Origin of the sequence: Castellaniella ginsengisoli (assembly GCF_040955415.1) — a bacterium.
In the GTDB taxonomy this organism is placed as follows: Bacteria; Pseudomonadota; Gammaproteobacteria; order Burkholderiales; family Burkholderiaceae_B; genus Castellaniella; species Castellaniella ginsengisoli.
On sequence record NZ_CP158257.1, the window covers coordinates 2,310,216 to 2,331,244 of the forward strand.

The 21,029-nt window shown below is 66.4% G+C and carries 23 protein-coding genes; 9 read left to right on the forward strand and 14 right to left on the reverse strand.

Annotation, left to right across the window (positions count from 1 at the left end; translation table 11 throughout):
• The first annotated feature begins 42 nt into the window (after positions 1-42).
• Positions 43-1,386, forward strand: a complete 1,344-nt coding sequence (gene argG, locus ABRZ00_RS10945) for an argininosuccinate synthase (protein ID WP_343839201.1) — start codon at positions 43-45, stop codon at positions 1,384-1,386.
• A gap of 56 nt (positions 1,387-1,442) precedes the next feature.
• Here argG and ada read toward each other — a convergent pair whose 3' ends face one another.
• The 3 genes from ada to ABRZ00_RS10960 form a co-directional block, all read right to left on the reverse strand.
• On the reverse strand, positions 1,443-2,375 hold the full coding sequence (gene ada / locus ABRZ00_RS10950; RefSeq protein ID WP_343839203.1) for a bifunctional DNA-binding transcriptional regulator/O6-methylguanine-DNA methyltransferase Ada: 933 nt from the start codon (positions 2,373-2,375) through the stop codon (positions 1,443-1,445).
• Between the two features lie 135 nt (positions 2,376-2,510).
• A complete protein-coding gene (gene alkB, locus ABRZ00_RS10955; RefSeq protein WP_343839205.1) occupies positions 2,511-3,161 on the reverse strand; it encodes a DNA oxidative demethylase AlkB in 651 nt (216 codons plus the stop codon).
• 93 nt (positions 3,162-3,254) lie between these two features.
• The gene (locus ABRZ00_RS10960) at positions 3,255-3,581 is read right to left on the reverse strand and encodes a DUF3579 domain-containing protein (protein WP_343839207.1); all 327 of its coding nucleotides are present in this window, start codon (positions 3,579-3,581) and stop codon (positions 3,255-3,257) included.
• 190 nt (positions 3,582-3,771) lie between these two features.
• On the opposite strand from ABRZ00_RS10960, the gene argF reads away from it, so the two are divergent.
• Positions 3,772-4,710, forward strand: coding sequence for an ornithine carbamoyltransferase (gene argF / locus ABRZ00_RS10965; RefSeq protein WP_343839209.1), 939 nt, complete (start codon positions 3,772-3,774; stop codon positions 4,708-4,710).
• A 159-nt stretch (positions 4,711-4,869) separates the two neighbouring features.
• On the opposite strand, the gene rpsT is transcribed toward argF, so the two are convergent.
• The 9 genes from rpsT to ABRZ00_RS11010 form a co-directional block, all read right to left on the reverse strand.
• Positions 4,870-5,133, reverse strand: coding sequence for a 30S ribosomal protein S20 (gene rpsT, locus ABRZ00_RS10970; protein WP_343839211.1), 264 nt, complete (start codon positions 5,131-5,133; stop codon positions 4,870-4,872).
• Positions 5,134-5,178: 45 nt separating this feature from the next.
• Positions 5,179-6,735 (reverse strand): murein biosynthesis integral membrane protein MurJ, encoded by a 1,557-nt coding sequence (murJ, locus tag ABRZ00_RS10975; RefSeq protein ID WP_343839213.1) that lies wholly within the window; start codon positions 6,733-6,735, stop codon positions 5,179-5,181.
• A 52-nt stretch (positions 6,736-6,787) separates the two neighbouring features.
• The gene (locus ABRZ00_RS10980; protein WP_368642003.1) at positions 6,788-7,546 is read right to left on the reverse strand and encodes a 3-hydroxyacyl-CoA dehydrogenase; all 759 of its coding nucleotides are present in this window, start codon (positions 7,544-7,546) and stop codon (positions 6,788-6,790) included.
• Positions 7,547-7,570: 24 nt separating this feature from the next.
• Positions 7,571-8,239: an adenylate kinase gene (gene adk, locus ABRZ00_RS10985; RefSeq protein WP_343839217.1), complete on the reverse strand. Its 669-nt coding sequence runs from the start codon at positions 8,237-8,239 to the stop codon at positions 7,571-7,573.
• A gap of 71 nt (positions 8,240-8,310) precedes the next feature.
• On the reverse strand, positions 8,311-9,093 hold the full coding sequence (kdsB, locus tag ABRZ00_RS10990; protein ID WP_343839219.1) for a 3-deoxy-manno-octulosonate cytidylyltransferase: 783 nt from the start codon (positions 9,091-9,093) through the stop codon (positions 8,311-8,313).
• 18 nt (positions 9,094-9,111) lie between these two features.
• Entirely contained in the window at positions 9,112-9,297 is a 186-nt protein-coding gene (locus tag ABRZ00_RS10995; protein ID WP_343839221.1) for a Trm112 family protein, read from the reverse strand.
• Between the two features lie 76 nt (positions 9,298-9,373).
• Complete coding sequence (gene lpxK, locus ABRZ00_RS11000) at positions 9,374-10,483, reverse strand: tetraacyldisaccharide 4'-kinase (protein WP_343839223.1); 1,110 nt, start codon at positions 10,481-10,483, stop codon at positions 9,374-9,376.
• Between the two features lie 37 nt (positions 10,484-10,520).
• Positions 10,521-10,934: a biopolymer transporter ExbD gene (locus tag ABRZ00_RS11005; protein ID WP_343839226.1), complete on the reverse strand. Its 414-nt coding sequence runs from the start codon at positions 10,932-10,934 to the stop codon at positions 10,521-10,523.
• Positions 10,931-11,539, reverse strand: coding sequence for a MotA/TolQ/ExbB proton channel family protein (locus ABRZ00_RS11010; RefSeq protein ID WP_343839228.1), 609 nt, complete (start codon positions 11,537-11,539; stop codon positions 10,931-10,933). Before ABRZ00_RS11010 ends, ABRZ00_RS11005 begins: the two co-directional genes overlap by 4 nt.
• A 315-nt stretch (positions 11,540-11,854) precedes the next feature.
• On the opposite strand from ABRZ00_RS11010, the gene xseA reads away from it, so the two are divergent.
• Complete coding sequence (gene xseA / locus ABRZ00_RS11015; RefSeq protein WP_368642002.1) at positions 11,855-13,156, forward strand: exodeoxyribonuclease VII large subunit; 1,302 nt, start codon at positions 11,855-11,857, stop codon at positions 13,154-13,156.
• A gap of 10 nt (positions 13,157-13,166) precedes the next feature.
• A complete protein-coding gene (gene sodB / locus ABRZ00_RS11020) occupies positions 13,167-13,745 on the forward strand; it encodes a superoxide dismutase [Fe] (protein ID WP_368642001.1) in 579 nt (192 codons plus the stop codon).
• Between the two features lie 67 nt (positions 13,746-13,812).
• Here sodB and ABRZ00_RS11025 read toward each other — a convergent pair whose 3' ends face one another.
• Complete coding sequence (locus ABRZ00_RS11025) at positions 13,813-14,217, reverse strand: DUF192 domain-containing protein (protein ID WP_368642000.1); 405 nt, start codon at positions 14,215-14,217, stop codon at positions 13,813-13,815.
• Between the two features lie 74 nt (positions 14,218-14,291).
• A complete protein-coding gene (locus ABRZ00_RS11030; RefSeq protein WP_043683009.1) occupies positions 14,292-14,531 on the reverse strand; it encodes a cold-shock protein in 240 nt (79 codons plus the stop codon).
• A gap of 134 nt (positions 14,532-14,665) precedes the next feature.
• Between ABRZ00_RS11030 and clpS the strand changes: the two genes are divergently transcribed.
• The 5 genes from clpS to ABRZ00_RS11055 all read left to right on the forward strand — a co-directional run bounded on the left by clpS (position 14,666) and on the right by ABRZ00_RS11055 (position 21,008).
• A complete protein-coding gene (gene clpS, locus ABRZ00_RS11035; protein ID WP_343839236.1) occupies positions 14,666-14,989 on the forward strand; it encodes an ATP-dependent Clp protease adapter ClpS in 324 nt (107 codons plus the stop codon).
• 147 nt (positions 14,990-15,136) lie between these two features.
• On the forward strand, positions 15,137-17,455 hold the full coding sequence (gene clpA / locus ABRZ00_RS11040; RefSeq protein ID WP_343839238.1) for an ATP-dependent Clp protease ATP-binding subunit ClpA: 2,319 nt from the start codon (positions 15,137-15,139) through the stop codon (positions 17,453-17,455).
• On the forward strand, positions 17,452-18,687 hold the full coding sequence (locus ABRZ00_RS11045; protein ID WP_368641999.1) for a paraquat-inducible protein A: 1,236 nt from the start codon (positions 17,452-17,454) through the stop codon (positions 18,685-18,687). Before clpA ends, ABRZ00_RS11045 begins: the two co-directional genes overlap by 4 nt.
• On the forward strand, positions 18,677-20,356 hold the full coding sequence (locus tag ABRZ00_RS11050; protein WP_368641998.1) for an intermembrane transport protein PqiB: 1,680 nt from the start codon (positions 18,677-18,679) through the stop codon (positions 20,354-20,356). Before ABRZ00_RS11045 ends, ABRZ00_RS11050 begins: the two co-directional genes overlap by 11 nt.
• A 19-nt stretch (positions 20,357-20,375) precedes the next feature.
• Positions 20,376-21,008: a PqiC family protein gene (locus tag ABRZ00_RS11055; protein WP_343839243.1), complete on the forward strand. Its 633-nt coding sequence runs from the start codon at positions 20,376-20,378 to the stop codon at positions 21,006-21,008.
• The last annotated feature ends 21 nt before the right edge of the window (positions 21,009-21,029 follow it).

Sequence of the window (21,029 nt, forward strand, 5' to 3'; positions counted from 1 at the left end):
TAATGCCGGATTGATTTCTTCTTCAGGCTTCTCCGGACCCCCATGAGCACAACCATTCTTGAAAATCTGCCGATCGGGCAGAAGGTCGGCATCGCCTTCTCGGGCGGGCTGGACACCAGCGCCGCGCTGTTGTGGATGAAGAACAAGGGCGCGCTGCCCTTCGCCTATACGGCCAATCTGGGGCAGCCCGACGAGCCGGACTACGACGAGATCCCCCGCAAGGCCTTGCGCTACGGCGCCCAAGGCGCGCGTCTGGTGGATTGCAGGGCGCAATTGGTGGCCGAGGGCATCGCCGCGCTGCAATGCAATGCTTTCCATATTGCCACCGGCGGAGTCACGTACTTCAACACCACGCCCATCGGCCGCGCCGTGACGGGCACGATGCTGGTGTCGGCCATGCGCGAGGACGACGTCCATATCTGGGGCGACGGCAGCACCTTCAAGGGCAATGATATCGAGCGCTTCTACCGCTATGGCCTGCTGACCAATCCTGACCTGAAAATCTACAAGCCCTGGCTGGATCAGCAGTTCATCGACGAACTGGGCGGCCGCGCCGAGATGTCCCAGTACATGCGGGAAAACGGCTTCGACTACAAGATGTCGGCGGAAAAAGCCTATTCCACGGACTCCAACATGCTGGGGGCCACGCACGAGGCCAAGGATCTGGAGCACCTGGACTCCGGCATCCGCATCGTCCAGCCCATCATGGGCGTGGCGTTCTGGAAACCCGAGGTCGAGGTCAAGGCCGAGGAAGTCACGGTGCGCTTCGAGCAGGGCCAGCCGGTGGCCCTGAACGGCGTGGAATACGCCGATCCGGTCGAACTGTTGCTGGAGGCCAATCGCATCGGCGGGCGCCATGGCCTGGGCATGAGCGATCAGATCGAGAACCGCATCATCGAAGCCAAGAGCCGCGGCATCTACGAGGCCCCGGGCATGGCGCTGCTGCATGCCGCCTATGAACGCCTGGTGACCGGCATCCACAACGAGGATACGATCGAACAGTACCGCATCAACGGCCTGCGCCTGGGCCGCCTGCTGTACCAGGGCCGCTGGTTCGACCCCCAGGCCATCATGCTGCGCGAAACCGCCCAGCGCTGGGTGGCGCGCGCCATCACCGGCGAGGTCGCCCTGGAACTGCGGCGGGGCAACGATTATTCCATCCTGGATACGCGCTCGCCCAACCTCACTTACCACCCCGACCGCCTGACGATGGAAAAGGGCGAGTCCATGTTCTCGCCGCTGGACCGCATCGGCCAGTTGACGATGCGCAACCTGGACATCGTGGACACGCGCGCCAAGCTGTTCACCTATACCCAGACGGGCCTGCTGACCAAGACCGGCCAATCGGACATTCCCCAGTTGAAGCAGGACCCGCCGGTGAAGTGATCCGCCGGGAGGCTTCCGGATGGCGGTGCGCAACAGGGCTCCTTTCGGAGCCCTGTTCATATTGCGGCCGCTTCGCGTCGCAAGAGTTCGTGTTTGCGCGCCACGCCCCAGCGATAACCCGATAGGCCGCCGTCGCGCCGCACGACGCGGTGGCAGGGGATGGCGACGGCCAGGGGATTGGTGGCGCAAGCCCGCGCCACGGCGCGGGCCGCCTTGGGTGCGCCGATGCGCGCGGCGATCTCGGCATAGCTGGCGGTCTCGCCCGGCGGGATGCCGCGCAGCGCCTGCCAGACACGTTGCTGAAAGGCGGTGCCGCGCACATCCAGCGGCAAGTCCAGGCCGATGGCGGGCGCCTCGACGAAACCCACCACCCGCGCGACCAGCCGTTCGAAATCGGGGTCGCCGCCGATCAGATCGGCCCGCGGGAATTGATCTTGCAGATCCCTGACCAAGCGGTCCGGATCGTTGCCCAGCAGGATCGCGCACAGGCCGATCCTGCTTTGCGCGACCAGGATGGCGCCCAGCGTGCATTGCCCGACGGCAAAACGAATTTCGGCGCCCGCGCCTCCGGCGCGATACTCCCGGGCGCGCATGCCGAGCACTTGCCCGGCGGTTTCGTAGTAGCGGCTGCTGGCGTTGAAACCCGCGCGGTAGATCGCGTCCGTGACGGATCCGGTGGCGGTGGCCAGCGCTTCGCGCAGGCGGCGCGCGCGAAAGGCGGCGGCATAGGCTTTCGGCGTCAACCCTGTTTCTGCTTTGAAAACGCGGTGAAAGTGGTAGGGGCTCATGCCGGCGTGCGCGGCCAGTGTCCCCAGCGCCGGCGGGGTGTCGGAAGCTTCGATGAGGCGGCAGGCCTGCGCCGTCACGGCGGCGTGGCGGGCTTGTGCCGCAGCGGCACGGGGCGCCCTGGCGCGTACGGACTGCCGATCCGCATCGCGGGCGCTTGAAGCGGTTTCAGGCGTGTCCGGGGCGGGAGGAAAGGCGTTCATGGCGTCGTCCTGAGGTGTTGCGATGCCTGTCAGCTTAGGCGGAATCGTCGTGGCCGGCACTCCGTTTCTTGCGATGAAAGAGGATCGGCATGCGGATGCATGCGCATTCGGAACCGAGGAGCATGCCGCGCGCCTTCAGCCCGCCTTGCGGAACGTGAGGTTGGTGCGCTGGCAGCCTTGCTGCGGGTGGGGTGGTCCGCTCAACGGCAGGATGCCATGGTAGCGCAGCCGGTCCTCTCCGCCCCAGACGGCGATGTCCCCATGGTGCAGCGGCACCCGGGCGGCCTTGTCGGTGCGCGCGTGGCCGCCGAACAGGAAAATGGCGCTCATGCCCAGCGATACGGAGACGATGGGCGCATTGAAATCGCGTTCATTCTTGTCCTGGTGCAGAGACATCCGGGCGCCGGGCAGGTAGCGGTTGATGAGGCAGGCGTCAGGCGTGTAGTGCTCGAATCCCGCCGCCCTGGCCGCCTCGCTTGCCAAGCGTAGAAATACTTCGGGCATGGGCGGCCAGGCCCTGCCGCTGCCAGGATCCACGGGGCTGTAGCGGTAGCCATGCCGGTCGCTTGTCCAACCGAGCGCGCCGCAATTGCTCAAGGCGGCGGACATGGTGAAGCCGCCTGGCGTCTGCATGTGGCGGAAGGGCGAAACGGCTTCGATGCCGGCCAGGGCCGGCAGCAGTGCGTCGAGGTGGGGCAAGGCGAAGCCGCGCAACACCCAGGCCTGCGGCCCCAGGCGGGTACGCCGTCCGGGGTCGAGGTCGCCGAACAGGTCGAGGGTTGTCATGCGCACATTCTGGCACGGGTTGCGCCGGCACGCAGCGGCGCCGTGGAGTGGCCCGGCCAGCGCCGCGCGGCGGCCCGCCGGATCGAAGGCGGCTCAGGCGGCCGAAGAGCCAGCCGGGGTATCGTCGGTGCGTTCGGCGGTGTCCGTGGTCTGCAGCCGGTTGCTTTCCGCGAAGTCGCAGGCGAATTTCCACGCCAAAGGCTCGAGCACGCGCAGGCGGTGGTCGATCATGACGCAGGGCAGGCCATCGAGTCTGCGCGGCATGGCGTAAGGAGAGTACGACAGGGGGTTGGCAAGGGAGCCGGTCGGCCTGAACTGGGACAGGACCCCCGCCAGGCGCTCGGCCCAGTCGCTGGGCCGAAACCGCTCGCCTTCCAGGGTCTTGCCATGGATGATCAAATGCTGGACAGGATCGCTCATGTGGTGGTTCCAAAGCCGGGACGCGTCCTGATGAGCCGTGCGGTACGTTCGTGCAGCGGGCAGGGCAGTGTGCGGAATCAAGGACGGGTGACATCCCCCTCGCCGCGCATTGTATCCGATCAGGGGTGGCGAGGCGTTTTGCGCGCGTCCCGGGCGCACGGTAATATGGTTGTTTTACTCAGGGTTTGACATGTCTGCCGCCTATCCGACCGGGCCTTTGCGTCACTTTTTGCAACTGCGTGATTTTTCAGAGGACGAGATCCTCTATGTCATCGACCGGGCGCGCCTCATCAAGGACAAGTTCAAACGCTATCTGCCGCATCACACGCTGCACGACCGCAACCTGGCCATGGTGTTTGAAAAAGCCAGTACCCGCACTCGGGTGTCGTTCGAGGCCGGCATGTATCAGTTGGGCGGTTCGGTCATCTACCTGACCACCGAAGGCTCCCAACTGGGCCGCGCCGAACCCATCGAGGATACTGCGCGCGTGATCTCGCGCATGGTCGACCTGGTGATGATCCGTACGTTCGAGCAGACACGGATCGAGCGCTTCGCGGCCCATTCCCGGGTGCCGGTCATCAACGGCCTGACCAACGAATTCCATCCCTGCCAGATCCTGGCTGACATCCTGACCTTCATCGAACATCGCGGCCCGATCCGGGGCAAGACGGTCGCCTGGATCGGCGATGCCAATAATATGTCCTATACCTGGCTGCAGGCGGCCGATTTGCTGGGCTTTACCTTGCATGTCTCGGCGCCGGCCGGCTATCGCCTGGATCCCCTGCGCGTGGGCAGCCAGCCCGCCGCCGTCCTGCGCGAATTCGAAGACCCTCTGGAGGCCTGCAAGGGGGCGGACCTGGTCACGACGGACGTCTGGACCAGCATGGGCTACGAATCCGAAAACGAGGCCCGCCGCCTGGCCTTCGCCGACTGGTGCGTGGATGCCCGCATGATGGCGGCGGCCAACACCGATGCCTTGTTCATGCATTGCCTGCCGGCCCACCGGGGCGAAGAAGTCACCGGCGAAGTCATCGACGGGGCGCAAAGCGTGGTCTGGGACGAAGCCGAGAACCGTTTGCATGTACAGAAGGCGCTGATGGAATTCCTCCTGCTAGGCCGGCTGGGATGAGCCAGGACACAGGGCAGTCCTAATGGACTGCCCTGTGCCTGGCGAATCCGAGCGGCATGCAGGCCGCGAGGTGGGGGAGGTGCGGCAGTCCCAAGATGAAGACAAAATAAAAAGGACGCCGAAGCGTCCTTTTTATTTACGCAAGCCCCCGGGCCTGGATCAGGCGAGGGCCTTGATCGCGGCCGACAGGCGGCTCTTGTGGCGGGCAGCCTTGTTCTTGTGGATGATTTGCTTGTCGGCGACGCGGTCGATGACAGCGGTGGCCTTGCGGAAGACTTCGTTGGCGGCGGTCTGGTCGCCCGCTTCGATGGCCTGGCGCACGCGCTTGATGGCGGTGCGCAGCATCGAACGCATGCTGGCATTGTGTTTGTTGAGAGCGACAGCCTGGCGGGCGCGCTTGCGGGCTTGAGCGGAATTGGCCATAAAAGTATTTGTATGCGGGGTTGCGTCAAAGACAGCGATTCTAGCCTATGCGTGACGGCGTGTAAAGTCTTTCGGGCGAAAACCGAATAAAAACAAGGCGCTGAAATATGCCAGAACGGCTGCGGTCAGCACGGCGGCCAGCCAGGCGGCGCGCAGGCCTGGATGGGCGCCGAGGGCGATCCAGTCCAGGTGATGGCTGGCTGCAGACAGTACGGCGGCCAGGGCGGCCAGGGCCGGCAGCAGGCGCAGGCAGAATCGGGGCCAGCCGGGACGGGGCGTATACAGCCCCCGGCGGCGCAGCAGGGTGACCAGGGTCAGCGCGTTGACGCTGGCGCCCAGGCCGATGGACAGGGCCAGCCCGGCATGGGCCAGCCAGGGCACCAGGACCAGATTCATCAATTGGGTGAACATCAGCACCGCGATGGCGATGCGCACGGGGGTGCGAATGTCCTGCTTGGCGTAGAAGCCGGGCGCCAGGATCTTGATGGCCAGCAGGCCGAGCAGGCCGACGGCGTAGGCCATCACCGCCAGCCGTGTCTGCGCCACGTCGGCGGGAGAAAAGGCGCCGTAGTTGAACAGGACGGCAACCAGCCCGTCGGACAACAGGGCCATGCCCAGCGCCGCCGGCAGGCCCAGCAACAGCACCAGGCGCAGCCCCCAGTCCAGCAGGGCGTTGTAGGCGGAGTGATCCTGGCGGGCGTGGGCGGCCGACAGGCTGGGCAGCAGCACTGTGCCCAGGGCCACGCCCAGCAGTGCGGTGGGAAACTCCATCAGCCGGTCGGCAAAGGACAGCCAGGTGACGCTGCCCGGCGCAAGCCAGGTGGCAATGTTGGTGTTGATGAGCAGGGACAACTGGGCGACCGACACCCCCAGTGTGGCGGGCAGCATCTGCCGCAGGATGCGCCGCACCATCGGATCCCGCCATGCGGCCCGAAGACCTTGCCCCCAGCGCGGCAGCAGGCCCAGGCGGCCCAGGGCGATCCATTGCACGGCCAGTTGCAGGAGGCCGCCGATCATGACGCCCACCGCCAGGGCGTGGATGGGCTCGGCCATGCGGTCCGACAGCAGCAGGCTGGCGCCGATCATGGACAGATTCAGCAAGACCGGTGTGAAAGCAGGCACCGTGAAACGGCTGAAGGTGTTGAGCACGCCCGAGGCGAACGCCACCAGCGACATGCAGATGATGTAGGGAAACATGATCCGCGTCATCCACACGGCTTCGCCGAATTCGTGAGCGCGGGCGGCATGGCGCATGCCGCTGGCCATGGCGGTGACGACCCAGGCGGCCCCCAGCATGCCGGCGAGCGTCACGCCGCACAGGACGGCGAACAGGAGCAGTGCCACCCGGTCCAGCAGCCGGCGCAGGGTTTCATGGTCGCCGCGTTGGCGGACTTCGCCCAGAATGGGAACGAAAGCCTGGGAAAAAGCGCCTTCGGCAAACAGTCGGCGCAGCAGATTGGGGATGCGGAAAGCGACCCAGAACGCGTCCGTCAGCGGCCCGGCGCCATAGACCGACGCGATGAGCACGTCGCGCAGCATGCCGGTGACGCGGGAAAACAGGGTCAGGCCGCTGATGGTGGCGGCCGAACGCAGCAGACTCATGCGGTTGAGAGGCCGTTCCTGGGGGGGAAGTATGCAGGCCGCAAGGCGGGAATCATTTCGGCGCCATGCGGATGGCGCCGTCCAGCCGGATCGTTTCGCCGTTGAGCATGTCGTTCTCGAAGATCGAGAGGACCAGCCGGGCGTAATCCTCGGGTCGGCCCAAGCGTGAAGGGAAGGGCACGCTGGCGGCCAGCGCGTCCTGGACTTCCTGGGGCATGCCGAACAGCATGGGCGTGCCGAAGATGCCCGGAGCGATGGTCATGCAGCGGATGCCCAGGCGCGACAGGTCGCGCGCGATCGCCAGCGTCATGCCCACGATCCCGGCCTTGGACGCGGCGTAGGCGGACTGGCCGATCTGGCCGTCGTAAGCGGCGACCGAGGCGGTGTTGATGAGCACGCCGCGCTCGCCGGTCGCCTGCGGTTCGTTGGCCGACATGGCTTGGGCGGCCAGCCGGGCCATGTTGAAGGAGCCCACCAGATTGATGTCGATCACGCGGCGGAAAAGGGCCAATTCGTGCGGGCCGGACTTGCCGACGATGCGCGCTGCCGGCGCGATGCCGGCGCAGTTGACCAGGCCCCGCAGCGTGCCTTGCGCGACAGCGGCATCGACGGCTGCCTGGGCGTCGGCCTCGGAGGTGACGTCGCAGTGGACGTAGGTCTGGCCGAGCTCGGCGGCCAGGGACTGTCCGGCTTCGTCCTGGACATCGGCCAGGACCACCCGCGCGCCCTGGGCGGCCATGGCGCGGGCCGTGCCCGCCCCCAGGCCCGAGGCGCCGCCGGTGATGAGGATGACTTGCTTGTGGATATCCATGATGGGGCGGTGTCTGGTGGGGGGTCAGGCGGCGTGGTGCGCGCGCAGGATGCCTAGAATCCGATCGCGGATTTCGTCGACCGAGCCCACGCCCGAAATCTGGGCGTAGCGTGGCGCCTCGATGTCGCCGGTGGCGGCCCAGCCGGAGTAGTAGTCCACCAGCGGGCGGGTCTGATCGCGATAGACCGACAGGCGGTGCCGGACGGTTTCCTCGCGGTCGTCGTCGCGCAGGATCAGGGGTTCGCCGGTCTCGTCGTCGAGGCCCTCGCGCCTGGGCGGATTGAACTTGACGTGATAGGTGCGGCCGCTGGCCACGTGCACGCGCCGGCCGCTCATGCGCTCGATGATGTGCTCCTCGGGCACCGCGATCTCGATCACGTAGTCCAGCGGCACGTGGGCGTGTTTCAGGGCATCGGCCTGGGGAATGGTGCGCGGGAAGCCGTCGAACAGATAGCCTGCCTTGCAATCGGGTTGCTGGAGGCGGTCTTGCACCAGCCCGATGATGATGTCGTCGGAGACCAGGCCGCCGCTGTCCATGATTTTCTTGGCTTCCAGGCCAAGCGGAGTCTGTGCCTTGACCGCCGCGCGCAGCATGTCGCCGGTCGAGATCTGCGGGATGCCGAACGCTTCGGTGATGTAGGCCGCCTGGGTGCCTTTTCCTGCCCCCGGGGGGCCGAGCAGAATCAAACGCATGATGTCCTCCGATCAATCACTATTTTTGAAATTTTTCCGATTATGCCGCAATGCAGCAAGTCCTGCAGGGGTCAGGCCGGGACAGGGGGCGGGCTGTCTCCGTCGAACAAGGTGCGCACCCGGGCCAGATCTTCAGGCGTGTCCACCCCGCGCGCCGGGACGGCTTCGGTGACGTGGACCAGGATGGGAAAGCCCTGCTCCAGGGCGCGTAGCTGTTCCAGGGATTCCACCCGTTCGAGCCGGCCGGGCGGCAGTTCGGGGAATTGCCGCAGAAAGCCGGCGCGGTAGGCGTACAGGCCGATATGAAGCCAGGCGGGCAGGCCGGGAGCCAGGCGCCGGCCGCCGTCGGCCAGGGCGTCGCGGGCCCAGGGAATCGGGGCGCGGGAAAAATACAGGGCGCGATGGTTGGCGCCGAGCACGACCTTGACGGCGTTCGGATCGAACAGCGTATCGACGTCGCGGATGGGGGCCGCGCAGGTGGCGATGGCGGCATCGGGATGTTGCGCCAGCAGCACCGCCACGGCGTCGATCAGGCCAGGGTCGATCAGCGGCTCGTCGCCCTGGACGTTGACCACGACGGCGTCGTCTTCCAGCGCCAGCATCGCGGCGACCTCGGCCAGGCGGTCGGTGCCGGTGGGGTGGTCTGGACGCGTCATCAGGACTTCGATGCCGTGCCCGGCCGCGACGCGGGCGATATCCGCATGGTCGGTGGCGATCAGAACCCGGTCGGCCGCCGAGCGGGCGGCTTGCCGCGCGGTGCGCACCACCATCGGCAAACCGCCCAGGTCGAGCAGCGGCTTGCCCGGGAGGCGGGTGGATGCGGCGCGCGCCGGGATGACGACGGTGAAGCTCATGTGGGGCGGCCCGGCGAGTTACGCCGCAGGCGTGGATGCCGCGTCCAGCGGGCGGGCCTCGGCGGACAGCATGATGGGCACGCCGTCGCGGATAGGATAAGCCAGGCGGTCGGCGGAGCAGACCAGTTCCTGGCGTTCGCGGTCATGGCGCAGCGCGCTCTTGCACACGGGGCAGACGAGGATCTGCAGCAGGCGGGTTTCCATAGGGCGGGCGTGGATTCGGGAGGGGGATTAAACGTAGAGTGTAATGCCTGTTGCCGCGCTTGTGCGGCTGGGCGGTTCATGCCGGTTGATTGCGCCGGTTTCCCGGCGCCGGCGGGTGGCCGGGAGGCGGAGGGGCCGTGCGGCCGGATGCGGCGGCGCGCAACGCCCGGTCGAGGTCATCCAGCCAGCCGGGTTTGGAGAACACCGGGGTCGCCCGCACGACCCACAGCCGGGGGTCGTGGGGCCGGACGCATTTCACGGCGTCCTTGGGCGTGATCAGTACCGGCCCCGGCGGCAGGGCTCGAAGGGCGTCGGCCGGGATGGCCTGATGGTCGGGGATGCGCAGGGTTTGCGACAGGACGACGCCCGTCGCGCGCAGCATGGCGAAGAAACGTTCGGGACGGCCGATGCCGGCCGCCGCGCTGCAGGATGCCGCGCCTTGTTCGGCCCGCCAGTCGGCCCAAGGCAAGGTGCGTCCGCTGGCCAGATGCGTGGCGCTTTCAGGTTGCAGGCGCATGACGATCATCCGCCGCGCGTCCGGCGCGCAGCCTGGCGGGGGCGTAGGGCTTGTTTCGCCGTGCGCCAGGTGCGTCAGCAGCCAGTCGGCCTGCGCCAGGCGTGCGGGCGGTTCGCGCAGGGGGCCCGCCGGCAGCAGCCGGCCGTTGCCGACGCCGCGTCCGTCCTGGACGATGATTTCCAGATCACGGGCCAGGGCGGTGTGCTGCAGGCCGTCGTCGGCGATCAGCACGTCCACCTCCGGATGGCTCGCCAGCAGGGCCGCCGCCGCCAGGGCGCGCCGGGGGTGCACGGCGAGCGGTGCGCCGGTTGCGGCATGGATCAGTGCGGGTTCGTCGCCCAGGCGCGAGGCATCGCCGCCGCCGTCGCTCAGGCGCGCTTGCGGCCCGATGGCGACGCCGTAGCCTCGGCTGACGATGCCGGGGCGCCAGCCGCGGGCCTTGAGCGCCTGGCAAATGGCGATCGTCACGGGGGTCTTGCCGGTGCCGCCGACCAGGATGTTGCCGATGATCACGACCGGCACAGGAGCCTTCCAGGCGCCGCGGGCCTGGGCGCGCAGGCGCCGCGCCGACAGCCTGCCGTAGAGCCAGGACAGGGGCAGCAACAGCGTGCTGAGGCCCCCGCGCCCGCTCCAGGCCGCCAGCATGCAGTCTTCCAGCCGGCGGTTCACGAGACTCTCTCCGGGCGGTGCGCCTGGGTGCGTGCGCTCACGGACGGGCCTGAGTCAGGAAGTGGACCCGGCCGATCTGCGCCAGGCGGGCGGCTTCCAGGGCGCGAACCACGGCCGCGTGCGCGGCCTGGCCGTCGGCGTCGATGCGCAGGGCGATGTCCGGCTTGCCCGCGGCCGCCTGGCGCAGGCTGCTGGCCAGAGCGGTGTCGTCCGCCGCGTCGATGTAGTGCCCATCGAGCGCGTACAGGCCGTCGCGGCTGATGGCCAATTCCAGGAAGGGCGAGGCGTCCGGCGCCTCGGCCTGTGCCTGGGGCAGGGCGACCTGCAACTGGCGGTGACGGGTGAAGGAGGTCGAGGCCGCCAGGAAGATCAGGATCACCAGCAGCACGTCGATCAGCGGGATCAGGTTGATCTCGGGTTCGTCGTGGGCGCGGCGGTGTTGGAAGTTCATGTCGTGGCGCGGCGGCTGATCACGCGGTTCAGGATTTCGGCCTCGCGCTCCATCGTGTGCAGGAAATACTCGACGCGGGAGCGGAAGTAGCGGTGGAAGGCCAGCGCGGGGATGGCGATCAGAATGCCGAAGCCCGTGTTGTACAGAGCGATCGAGATCCCGTGCGCCAGTTGCGCCGGATCGCCGCCGGCGGGATCGTAGGCGCCGAAGATTTCGATCATGCCGACCACCGTGCCGAACAGCCCCAGCAGCGGCGCGATCACGGAGATCGTGGCCAAGGCGGGCAGATAGCGGTTCAGGCGCCAGGATACGTCGCGGCCGACGGCTTCGACGGCGGCCAGCCGCCAGGCGTCGTCCTGGTGGCGGTGGGCGGCGATCTCGGCGAGGATGCGGCCCATGGGACTGCCGCGGGCCAGGCGCAGAATGGTGTCGGGCTCGTCCTGCTGGCGGCGGATGAGCTCGAGCACTTGCTCGGGCAGGCCCGAGGGCATGACCTGGCGCGCGCGCAGGGCAACGAATCGTTCTATGATGATCGCCAGCGTGATGACCGAGGTGGCGATGAGCAGCCAGATCGGCCAGCCGGCCGCGTGAATGATGTCCAGCACAGTCCTGATCCTTGGGTGCGGGGCCGGTAGTCGGCGCAAATGCGTATTCTAAGGCCTGAATTTGAATCAGGGCGCGGCTTTCCGGACTGTATCCACAATTTCTGTGGATAATTCTGTGCACAAGAGTCCGGATGCGCATGTTTCATGGCCCTTCATACTAGATTGGTTATTTTTTGCACACCACCCAAAAAATTTCCAATCTATTAAAAATCAAAGACTTGCGTGAATTTTTTGAAGTGAACTTTGATGAGCCCTTCTGATGAGCCCGAAAATAGGCGGGTTTGACAAAACAGGGCCTTCTGTGGATAGGTTTCGATGAATTTTTCTGTTCCAAGACCCGCCGAGGGCGGTTTTTCGGGCGGCGACGCGGTCCTGACCGTCACGCAGCTCAATCGGCGGGTGGCGCAACTGCTGGAAGAGGGCGTGCCGCGCCTGTGGGTGGCCGGCGAGATCTCCAATTTCACCCGGGCCGCTTCCGGGCACTGGTACTTTTCCATCAAGGACGAGGCCGCCGCCGTGCGCGCCGTCATGTTCCGGGGCCGTGCCCAGGCAGTGGGATTCGTCCCCGAGGTCGGCGGCCGGTATGAGTTTCGCGTCCAGGTCTCCTTGTACGAGCCTCGGGGCGACTACCAGGTGCAGGTCGAGTCCCTGCGCCGGGCGGGCCGGGGAGACCTGCATGAGGCCTTTTTACGCCTGCGCGACCAGCTCACGGCCGAGGGCCTGATCGATCCGGCCCGGCGGCGTCCGCTCCCGGCGCTGCCCCGGGTGGTAGGGGTCGTGACCTCGTTGTCGGCGGCAGCCTTGCGCGATGTATTGTCCGTCATGGCGCGGCGGGCGCCGCATGTGCGGGTCGTCCTCTATCCGTCCCAGGTGCAGGGGCGCGATGCCGTGCCGCAGTTGTGCGCCGCGCTGGACCGCGCCGCCGGGCGGGCCGAGGTCGATACGCTGCTGCTGGTGCGCGGCGGCGGCAGCCTGGAGGATCTGTGGTGTTTCAATGATGAGGCATTGGCGCGCCGGATTGCCGCCTGTCCTGTGCCGGTCATCAGCGGGGTGGGGCACGAGACCGATTTCACCATTGCCGATTTCGTGGCTGATCTGCGCGCCCCCACGCCGACGGCGGCGGCGGAGCTGTGCTGCGAGGACCGCAGCCAGGTCTTGGGCCGCTTGCTGGCCGCGCGCACCCTGCTGGTGCGAGGCCAGCGGCGGCGCCTGGAGCACGCAAACATCCGGCTGGACCGGGCCCGCGCCCAGCTCGTGTCCCCGACTCAGCGTCTGCAGATGCGGCGCCAGCGCCTGGAGTTTGCCACGCGGCGGCTGCAGGCGGGTCTGGGGCCTCTTTTTCTGGAGCGGGGCCGGCGCTCTTCGGACGCGCTGGGGCGCCTGTCCGCAGGCATGAACGTCTTGCTGCAGCGCCGCCACCGGCGGCTGGATACGGTCCTGGCGGCCATGGGCGCGCTGGACCCTCACCGGGTGCTGGGGCGGGGCTATGCACTGGTCCGCCGGGGCGACGGGATGATCGTCAAAAATGCGTTAGACTTGAAGATTCATGAGCCCATCGAGATCGAGTTCGGCCAGGGCCGCGCCCAGGCCGAGGTGACCCGAACCGATTTTTTTTGAAGGAACTGTCATGGCTTTTACCCTGCCGCCGCTGCCCTATGCGATGGATGCACTGGCCCCTCATATTTCCCAGGAAACGCTGGAATATCACTACGGCAAGCACCATCAGGCTTACGTGACGAACCTCAACAAGGCGATCGAAGGCACCGAGCTGGCCTCCCTGAGTCTGGAAGACGTGATCCGCAAATCCAGCGGCGGCGTGTTCAACAACGCGGCTCAGGTCTGGAACCACACCTTTTACTGGAACAGCCTGTCGCCCAAGGGCGGCGGCGAGCCCGCCGGCGCGCTGCGCCAGGCCATCGAGGCCAAGTGGGGCAGTGTCGATGCCTTCAAGGCCGCCTTCACCCAGTCCGCCGCCGGCAACTTCGGCTCCGGCTGGACTTGGTTGGTCAAGAAACCCGACGGCAGCCTGGACATCGTCAACACCAGCAACGCCGGCACCACCGTCAATACCGACGACAAGGCGCTGCTGACCTGTGATGTGTGGGAACACGCCTACTACATCGACTATCGCAATGCCCGTCCCAAGTATCTGGAAAATTTCTGGAACCTGGTGAACTGGGACTTTGCGGCGGCCAATCTGGCCTGACCCTGGTCGAGGCGGGCTTGCGCCCGCGCCAACGGCGGATGCGCAGCGATGCGCCCGCCGTTTTTTTTCAGCGCGTCACGCGGTCGCCCGGGCGCACGCCGGCCCGGGCGAACCAGCCCTGGTTCATTTCCAGAGCCTGGGTGATGGGCGCCGCCGGGCAATGCGGGGCCAGGCTGCGCGGCTGCATGTCTTGAATGCCGACGATACGCCCGTCCCGGTCGATGAATGCGATCGACAGGGCAATGAGAGTGTTCTTCATCCAGAAGCAATGAATATCCGGCTCGCCCAGTTCGAACAGCATGCCGGCGTCGGCCGCCAGCGCGGTCCGGTGCATCAACCCTTCGCTCAGCGTCCGGGGCTCTGCAGCGTATTCGGCCCGCACGACATGGCCGCCGACGTTCAGCGTGACGATCGGCAGCGGAGGCTGGGCCGGGGCGGGGCGGCCCGCGAGCAGCAGGCCTGCCGCGAGCACAAGGATAAAAAAACGGAGCCCGCCCGGGGCCCCGCATCGCGTTAAAATGGAAAAGAGCATCCAGCCCCCGTATTTCAGGCGGCAGTGATGTTCAAGGCTTGTTTGCCTTTCGGACCTTGCGCGATATCGAAAACGACCTTTTGCCCCTCTTTCAGGGTTTTGAAGCCGTTCATCTGGATGGATGAAAAATGTGCGAAAAGGTCTTCGCCCCCATTGTCGGGGGTAATGAAGCCAAAGCCCTTGGCGTCATTGAACCACTTGACCGTTCCTGTCAACTTTTGTGACTCTCCGGTGTTTTCGATGGATTCCGACATGCAAACTGCCTCTCGACTATAGTGTGGGGTTTGAACGGACCCGGCCATCCATGAGGGCGGCCTGCGGGACACGACGATCATGCTGAATTCCTCATCATTCAGTCAACTATGGAAACCACTAGGTTCTGATTAGCATGTCGACCGAGATTCGAAATCAGCAGCAGGTGGTGCGCGAGGCCGTACCGGTGCGTCTTGCGCCGCCGCCGATGTATCAGGTCGTGCTGCTGAATGATGACTACACGCCGATGGATTTCGTGGTGCTCGTGCTGCAGCAGATCTTTCACAAGAGCATCGAGGAGGCCGAGCGCATCATGCTGCAGGTCCATCACGAAGGCCGTGGCATTTGCGGCATCTATACGCGCGACGTGGCGGCCACCCGGGTCGATGCCGTGTTGCATCTGGCTCACGCCGACCAGCATCCGCTGCAATGCCTGATGGAACCCGTGCCATTTTTCTGACGCGTCAGCCAGCACTCTACCCGATTCCGCGCCCGCAGGGCCCCTAGGGACGATCCCGAGTCCCCGGGCGCCAAACGGCGGACGGTTTTAGTCATAGAATAGGCATAACGGATTGCTTGATCCGCTCCGATATGCAATGGAGGAAGCGTGATTTCCGAAGAGCTCGAAGTCAGCCTGCACATGGCGTTCGTCGAGGCCCGCGCCGCCCGACACGAATTCATCACCGTGGAGCACCTGCTGCTGTCCTTGCTGGACAATGCCTCGGCCGTCGAAGTCCTGCGCGCGTGCGCGGCGGACATCGAGCTGCTGCGCCAGGATTTGCGCAAATTCATCGTCGAGAACACGCCGGTCTTTCCCGGCGAGGGCGATGTCGATACTCAGCCCACGCTGGGTTTCCAGCGCGTTATCCAGCGCGCCATCATGCACGTGTCCTCCAACGGATCCAGCAAGAACGCAGTGACTGGCGCCAACGTGCTGGTCGCCATGTATGGCGAAAAAGATTCACATGCGGTGTATTTTCTGGTGCAGCAGGGCGTGTCCCGGCTGGACGTGGTCAATTATTTGTCCCACGGCATCACCAAGGTTTCCGAAGAGCCGCCCGTGGCGGACAATCCGCGCCTGGAGCCGCCAGCGGCCGATCCCAAGGCGGAGCAGCAGAAATCCCCTCTGGAAACCTACGCGACCGACCTCAACGCCGAGGCGCTCAAGGGCCGCATCGATCCGCTGATCGGCCGCGAGGATGAAGTCGAGCGGGTCATCCAGGTGCTGTGCCGCCGGCGCAAGAACAACCCCCTGCTGGTGGGCGAAGCCGGCGTCGGCAAGACGGCCATCGCTGAAGGCCTGGCCTGGCGCATCACCCAGGGCGACGTGCCCGAGGTCCTGCATGAAACCCAGGTGTACGCGTTGGACATGGGCGCGTTGCTGGCCGGCACCAAGTACCGGGGCGATTTCGAGCAGCGCCTGAAGCTGGTGCTCAAGGCCCTGAAAGACAACCGCCACGCGGTGCTGTTCATCGACGAGATCCACACGCTGATCGGCGCGGGCTCCGCGTCGGGCGGCACGCTGGATGCCTCCAACCTGCTCAAGCCCGCGCTGTCTTCGGGCTACCTGAAGTGCATCGGGGCAACCACCTACACCGAATATCGGGGGGTCTTCGAGAAAGATCACGCCCTGGCGAGGCGCTTCCAGAAGATCGATATTCCCGAGCCTTCGGTGGCGCAGACCATCCAGATCCTGCGCGGCCTCAAGGCGCGCTTCGAGGCTCACCACCAGGTGCGCTATTCGGGGGCGGCAATCACGGCGGCGGCGGAGCTGGCCGCGCGCCACATCAGCGACCGCTTCCTGCCCGACAAGGCCATCGACGTGATCGACGAGGCCGGCGCCGCCCAGCGCCTGCTGCCCAAGTCGCGCCAGAAGAAGCTCATCGGCCGGGCCGAGATCCAGTCCACCGTCGCGCGCATTGCCCGCATTCCGCCGCAGAACGTCTCCACGGATGACCGCAACAAGCTCGCCACCCTGGAGCGCGACCTGAAGGCCGTGGTGTTCGGTCAGGACCAGGCGATTTCCGCGCTGGCCGCCTCGATCAAGATGGCGCGCTCGGGGCTGGGCCGCCCCGACAAACCGATCGGCTGCTTCCTGTTTTCCGGGCCGACGGGCGTGGGCAAGACCGAGGTCGCCCGCCAGTTGGCCTTTGTCCTGGGGATCGAGCTGTTGCGCTTCGATATGTCCGAGTACATGGAACGCCACACGGTGTCGCGCCTGATCGGTGCGCCGCCGGGCTATGTCGGTTTCGATCAGGGCGGCCTGCTGACCGAAGCCGTCACCAAGCAGCCGCATTGCGTGCTGCTGCTCGACGAGATCGAGAAAGCGCATCCGGACGTCTACAACATCCTGCTGCAGGTCATGGACCACGGCACGCTGACGGACAATAACGGACGCAAGGCCGATTTCCGCAACGTGATTCTTGTGATGACCACCAATGCGGGCGCCGACACGCTGAACCGCAATGCGATCGGTTTTGCCGCACCGCAGCGCTCGGGTGACGAGATGGCCGAGATCAAGCGCCAGTTCACGCCCGAATTCCGCAACCGGCTGGATGCGATCATCGGTTTTTCGCCGCTGCCGCGCGAAGTCATCCTCCAGGTCGTCGACAAGTTCCTCATGCAGTTGGAAGACCAGCTCCACGACAAGCGCGTCGATGTGGTCTTCACCCAGGCGCTGCGCGACTACCTGGCGCGCGCCGGCTTCGATCCGGCCATGGGCGCGCGGCCCATGCAGCGCCTGATCCAGGACACCATCCGCAGGGCGCTGGCCGATGAGCTGCTGTTCGGCCGCCTGGTGCATGGCGGGCGGGTCGAAGTTGATCTGCTTGCCGGCGATCAGGTCGTGCTGAACTTCCCGGACGGCGACGAGAATGCGGGGGCCGTGCCGGAGCCTTCCCGACCCGAGCCCGAGCTAGTGGATTGAGGGCGCTGATCGCCTGCCCGCATTGCGACACGCTGCACGTCCGGCTTGATCCGGGCGTGCGCGGTCGGGCCGAATGCCGCTGCTGCGGCACGATCCTGTACCGGCGGGGCTGGCTGACCCCGGACCAGTGGGTGGCGCTGGCCTGGGCGTGCCTGGCCGTCTTCGCCATTGCCCAATGGTTTCCCATCGTCAGCCTGTCGATCCAGGGACAGAGCCTGAGCCTGACCTACTGGGAGGCGCTGCGCCTGTGCTGGGATCGCGGCTACTATGGGGTGTCGGTCATGGCCGGGCTGGCCGGTTTCTGGTTCCCGCTGCTGCAGATCTGCCTGACGCTATGGGTCATGCAGACGATTTCGGCGCGGCGCCTGCCGCCCGACCTGGGGCATGCGCTGCGCCTGCTGGGCCGGCTGGCGCCCTGGTCCATGGCGACGGTGCTGATCCTGGCCATCCTGGTGTCGGTCGTCAAGACCGCGGGTTTGGCGCGCTTGCAGATCGAACCCGGCCTGTTCGGTTTTTTTGCCTTGTGCTACCTGCTGACCGGGTTGGGGCGCTGGGATGCGCGCGCGCTCTGGCGGCGAGCGGAAGACGTCGGCCTGGTGCCGGTATCCGGCGCCAGCGGCCAGGGCCGGGTGTGCGATGCGTGCGGTTGCGTCCAGGCGCCCCAGCCTTCCGGGCGTTGCCTGCGCTGCGGCGCGGGGCTGGGCCCCGAGCGTCATGGCGATGCGGCGCAAGTCTGGGCCTTGCTGCTGGCGGCGGCCCTTTTCTATATTCCCGCCAATACTTTGCCGATCATGGAAGTGCGTACGGTATTCGGCCGCAGCGAACACACCATCCTGGGCGGCGTGATCGAACTCTGGAACTATGGCTCCTGGGATCTGGCCGTCATCGTCTTCGTCGCCAGCGTCCTGGTGCCTGTGACCAAACTGCTGGCTCTGGCTTTCCTGCTACTGCGCGACCAGCCCATGGGCGTTCGCGTCCAGCGGCAGCGCACGCGGCTGTACATCGCCGTCGAATTCATCGGGCAGTGGTCCATGCTGGATGTCTTCGTCGTCGTCCTGATGGCGGCCATGGCCAATTTCCCGGGGCTGTCGCAGATCAGCGTCGGGCCGGCCGCGCTGAACTTCGGCGCCGTGGTCGCGCTCACGATGCTGGCGGCCATGCGCTATGATCCGCGACGAGGCTGGGATGCATTGCGCAGCGCCCAGCCGCAAAAGGAGATTCATGAGTCCTGAGGACACCTCTTCCCGTCAAGCACCCGTTCCGACCGGGGGCGCCGAGACGCCCGTCATCCGTCCTGGCCGCTCTCTGCGCTGGTCCTGGGTCTGGCTGGTGCCCTTGCTGGCCCTGGCGGTGGGGCTGTCCCTGCTGGTTTCGGTCTGGGTCCGCAGCGGCCCGGTCATCACGATCAGTTTTTCGTCGGCGGCCGGCGTCGAGGCCGGCCAGACCAAACTGCGCTATCGCGACGTCGTAGTGGGGGATGTCCTGGACGTGCGCGTGGCCGAGGACCGCCGGCATGTGCTGGTGGACGTGCAGCTTCGTCGCGAAGGTTCGGAATACATCACCCAGGAGAATTCCAAATTCTGGATCGTCAGCCCCCAGGTCAGTGTCGCGGGGATTTCGGGGCTGGACACGTTGTTGTCGGGCGTCTATCTGACCGTGGATGCGCCGACCACACCGCCCGAGGGCGGCCCGGTGCGCGTTTTTAAAGGCCTGGACAATCCGCCGGAGATCCTCAGTGGCCAGATGGGCACTCGTTTCGAACTGCAGGCGGATTCGCTGGGCTCGCTGCGGGTCGGTTCGCGCATTCATTACCGGCGCATCGAAGTCGGCCGCGTCGTCAGCTACGACATGGCGCCTGATGGCCGGTCCGTCCTGTTGCACATCTTCGTTGAATCCCCCTACGACCGTTACGTAACGCCGGACACGCGCTTCTGGAGCGACAGCGGCGTGGATGTCTCGGTGTCGCCGGATGGCCTCCAGGTGCGCACCAGCGGCCTGGCGGCGATCCTGAACGGCGGCATCGCGTTTGCCCAGGCGGATGAATCCACATCCTATGACGGCGTCGCGGACCGCACGCCGGCCGCCGCCGGCAGCCTGTATCGCCTGTTCGACACGCGCGATGCGGCCTTGGCCGACCCGGACGGCGATCCGGTGCCGATCGAGTTGCGTTTCGATCAGTCGGTCCGTGGCCTGCGCGTGGGGGCCGATGTTGATTTCCGCGGCATGTCGATCGGCAAGGTGGTCGATATCGATCTCGAGTTCGACCGCGAGCGGCGGCGCTTCTATTCCCGGGTGCGTGCGCAACTGTATCCGATGCGCTTCAATGAAGCCTACCGGCAACTGGCCAGCGCATCGGGCGGCGCTTTGGGCGAGGCCCTGCTGCAGCCCTTGATCCAGCGCGGCCTGCGGGCCCAGTTGCGGACTGCGAGCCTGTTGACCGGCCAACAATACGTGGCCCTGGACTTCTTCCCAGGAGAAGCCGGGAAGAAGCTGGAGATCCCCGGCGATCTCTCCAGTCACGCAGGTTTCCTGGTTCCCACGGTCCAGGGGGATTTCGACCGGCTGCAGGGGCAGATCGGCAGTATCGTCACCAAGCTGGACAAGGTGCCGATCGAGGCGATCGGCCGCGATCTGGGCGGCAGCCTGGAGGCCTTGAACCGCTTGTTGCGTCGGCTGGACAGCCAGGTGGCGCCCCAGGCGACCCGGGCCTTGTCCTCGGTGAGCGAGTCGCTGGACCGCATCAGCACGGTTCTGGCGCCCGATTCCCCCTTGCTGGACGGCGTGCGGGAGACTTTGAGCGAACTGGATCGTGCGGCGCGCGCCTTGCGCCTGTTGTCCGATACGCTGCAGGTACGCCCCGACGCCCTGATCCGCGGCCGTGCACCCGATGAACTGCACTGACATGAAACGGAGCGGTGCCATGAAACGGACGATTTCTATCTGGATACCCCTGCTGGGCCTGGCCGGCTTGCTGGCCGGGTGTGCGGCGCCGGCCCCGACGCGGCATTACAGTCTGGCGGCGCCCGCTGCGCAGCAACCGGTGGCTGGTGTGGCGCGCGTGGCGGCGGCGGGCGGGCTGCTGCTGTCAGTGACGAGAATTCCGGCCGAGGCCGAGCGCCCCCAGTTGGTGGTGCATGATCCGGCACGCGATCCGGCGGTGCAGGTGCTCAATGATTCGCTCTGGGCCGCGCCCCTGGGCGGGCAGATCCGCGATGCGTTGGCCTCCGGAGTCGCCCGCCGGCTGGGCATGGCGGATCTGCGGCGCCTGACGGATGCCGGAGAGCGGCCCGTGCGCCGCATCGAAGTGCGGATTGAGCGTTTCGACATGGTGTGGGGACGCTTCGTCGCCTTGGATGCGGATTGGACGGATCGCCTGCCGGGAGCGGACCGGACTCGCCTGTGCCGGGCCTCGGTACGGCTGCCCGCCGCCGAAGGCGTGGCCGCGCTGGTGGATGCCCAGCGCCTGGCGCTGGATCATCTGGCGGCGATCATTGCAAGCGCCCCGGACGGTTTACAAGGGCAACCCCGCGTGGCAGAATCGGGTTGCACCTGACCTTTTTCGGGTTAACCATAA

Bases quoted from the DNA above. Each gene is read 5' to 3' on its own strand.
- argG (WP_343839201.1), top strand. From the start codon at position 43: ATGAGCACAACCATTCTTGAAAATCTGCCGATCGGGCAGAAGGTCGGC.
- ABRZ00_RS10995 (WP_343839221.1), bottom strand. From the start codon at position 9,297: ATGGAAACCCGCCTGCTGCAGATCCTCGTCTGCCCCGTGTGCAAGAGC.
- ABRZ00_RS11030 (WP_043683009.1), bottom strand. From the start codon at position 14,531: ATGTCGGAATCCATCGAAAACACCGGAGAGTCACAAAAGTTGACAGGA.
- sodB (WP_368642001.1), top strand. From the start codon at position 13,167: ATGGCTTTTACCCTGCCGCCGCTGCCCTATGCGATGGATGCACTGGCC.
- ABRZ00_RS11055 (WP_343839243.1), top strand. From the start codon at position 20,376: ATGAAACGGACGATTTCTATCTGGATACCCCTGCTGGGCCTGGCCGGC.
- ABRZ00_RS11005 (WP_343839226.1), bottom strand. From the start codon at position 10,934: ATGAACTTCCAACACCGCCGCGCCCACGACGAACCCGAGATCAACCTG.
- adk (WP_343839217.1), bottom strand. From the start codon at position 8,239: ATGCGTTTGATTCTGCTCGGCCCCCCGGGGGCAGGAAAAGGCACCCAG.
- ada (WP_343839203.1), bottom strand. From the start codon at position 2,375: ATGAACGCCTTTCCTCCCGCCCCGGACACGCCTGAAACCGCTTCAAGC.
- rpsT (WP_343839211.1), bottom strand. From the start codon at position 5,133: ATGGCCAATTCCGCTCAAGCCCGCAAGCGCGCCCGCCAGGCTGTCGCT.
- argF (WP_343839209.1), top strand. From the start codon at position 3,772: ATGTCTGCCGCCTATCCGACCGGGCCTTTGCGTCACTTTTTGCAACTG.
- xseA (WP_368642002.1), top strand. From the start codon at position 11,855: ATGAATTTTTCTGTTCCAAGACCCGCCGAGGGCGGTTTTTCGGGCGGC.
- ABRZ00_RS10980 (WP_368642003.1), bottom strand. From the start codon at position 7,546: ATGGATATCCACAAGCAAGTCATCCTCATCACCGGCGGCGCCTCGGGC.
- ABRZ00_RS11050 (WP_368641998.1), top strand. From the start codon at position 18,677: ATGAGTCCTGAGGACACCTCTTCCCGTCAAGCACCCGTTCCGACCGGG.
- ABRZ00_RS10960 (WP_343839207.1), bottom strand. From the start codon at position 3,581: ATGAGCGATCCTGTCCAGCATTTGATCATCCATGGCAAGACCCTGGAA.
- alkB (WP_343839205.1), bottom strand. From the start codon at position 3,161: ATGACAACCCTCGACCTGTTCGGCGACCTCGACCCCGGACGGCGTACC.
- kdsB (WP_343839219.1), bottom strand. From the start codon at position 9,093: ATGAGCTTCACCGTCGTCATCCCGGCGCGCGCCGCATCCACCCGCCTC.
- clpS (WP_343839236.1), top strand. From the start codon at position 14,666: ATGTCGACCGAGATTCGAAATCAGCAGCAGGTGGTGCGCGAGGCCGTA.
- murJ (WP_343839213.1), bottom strand. From the start codon at position 6,735: ATGAGTCTGCTGCGTTCGGCCGCCACCATCAGCGGCCTGACCCTGTTT.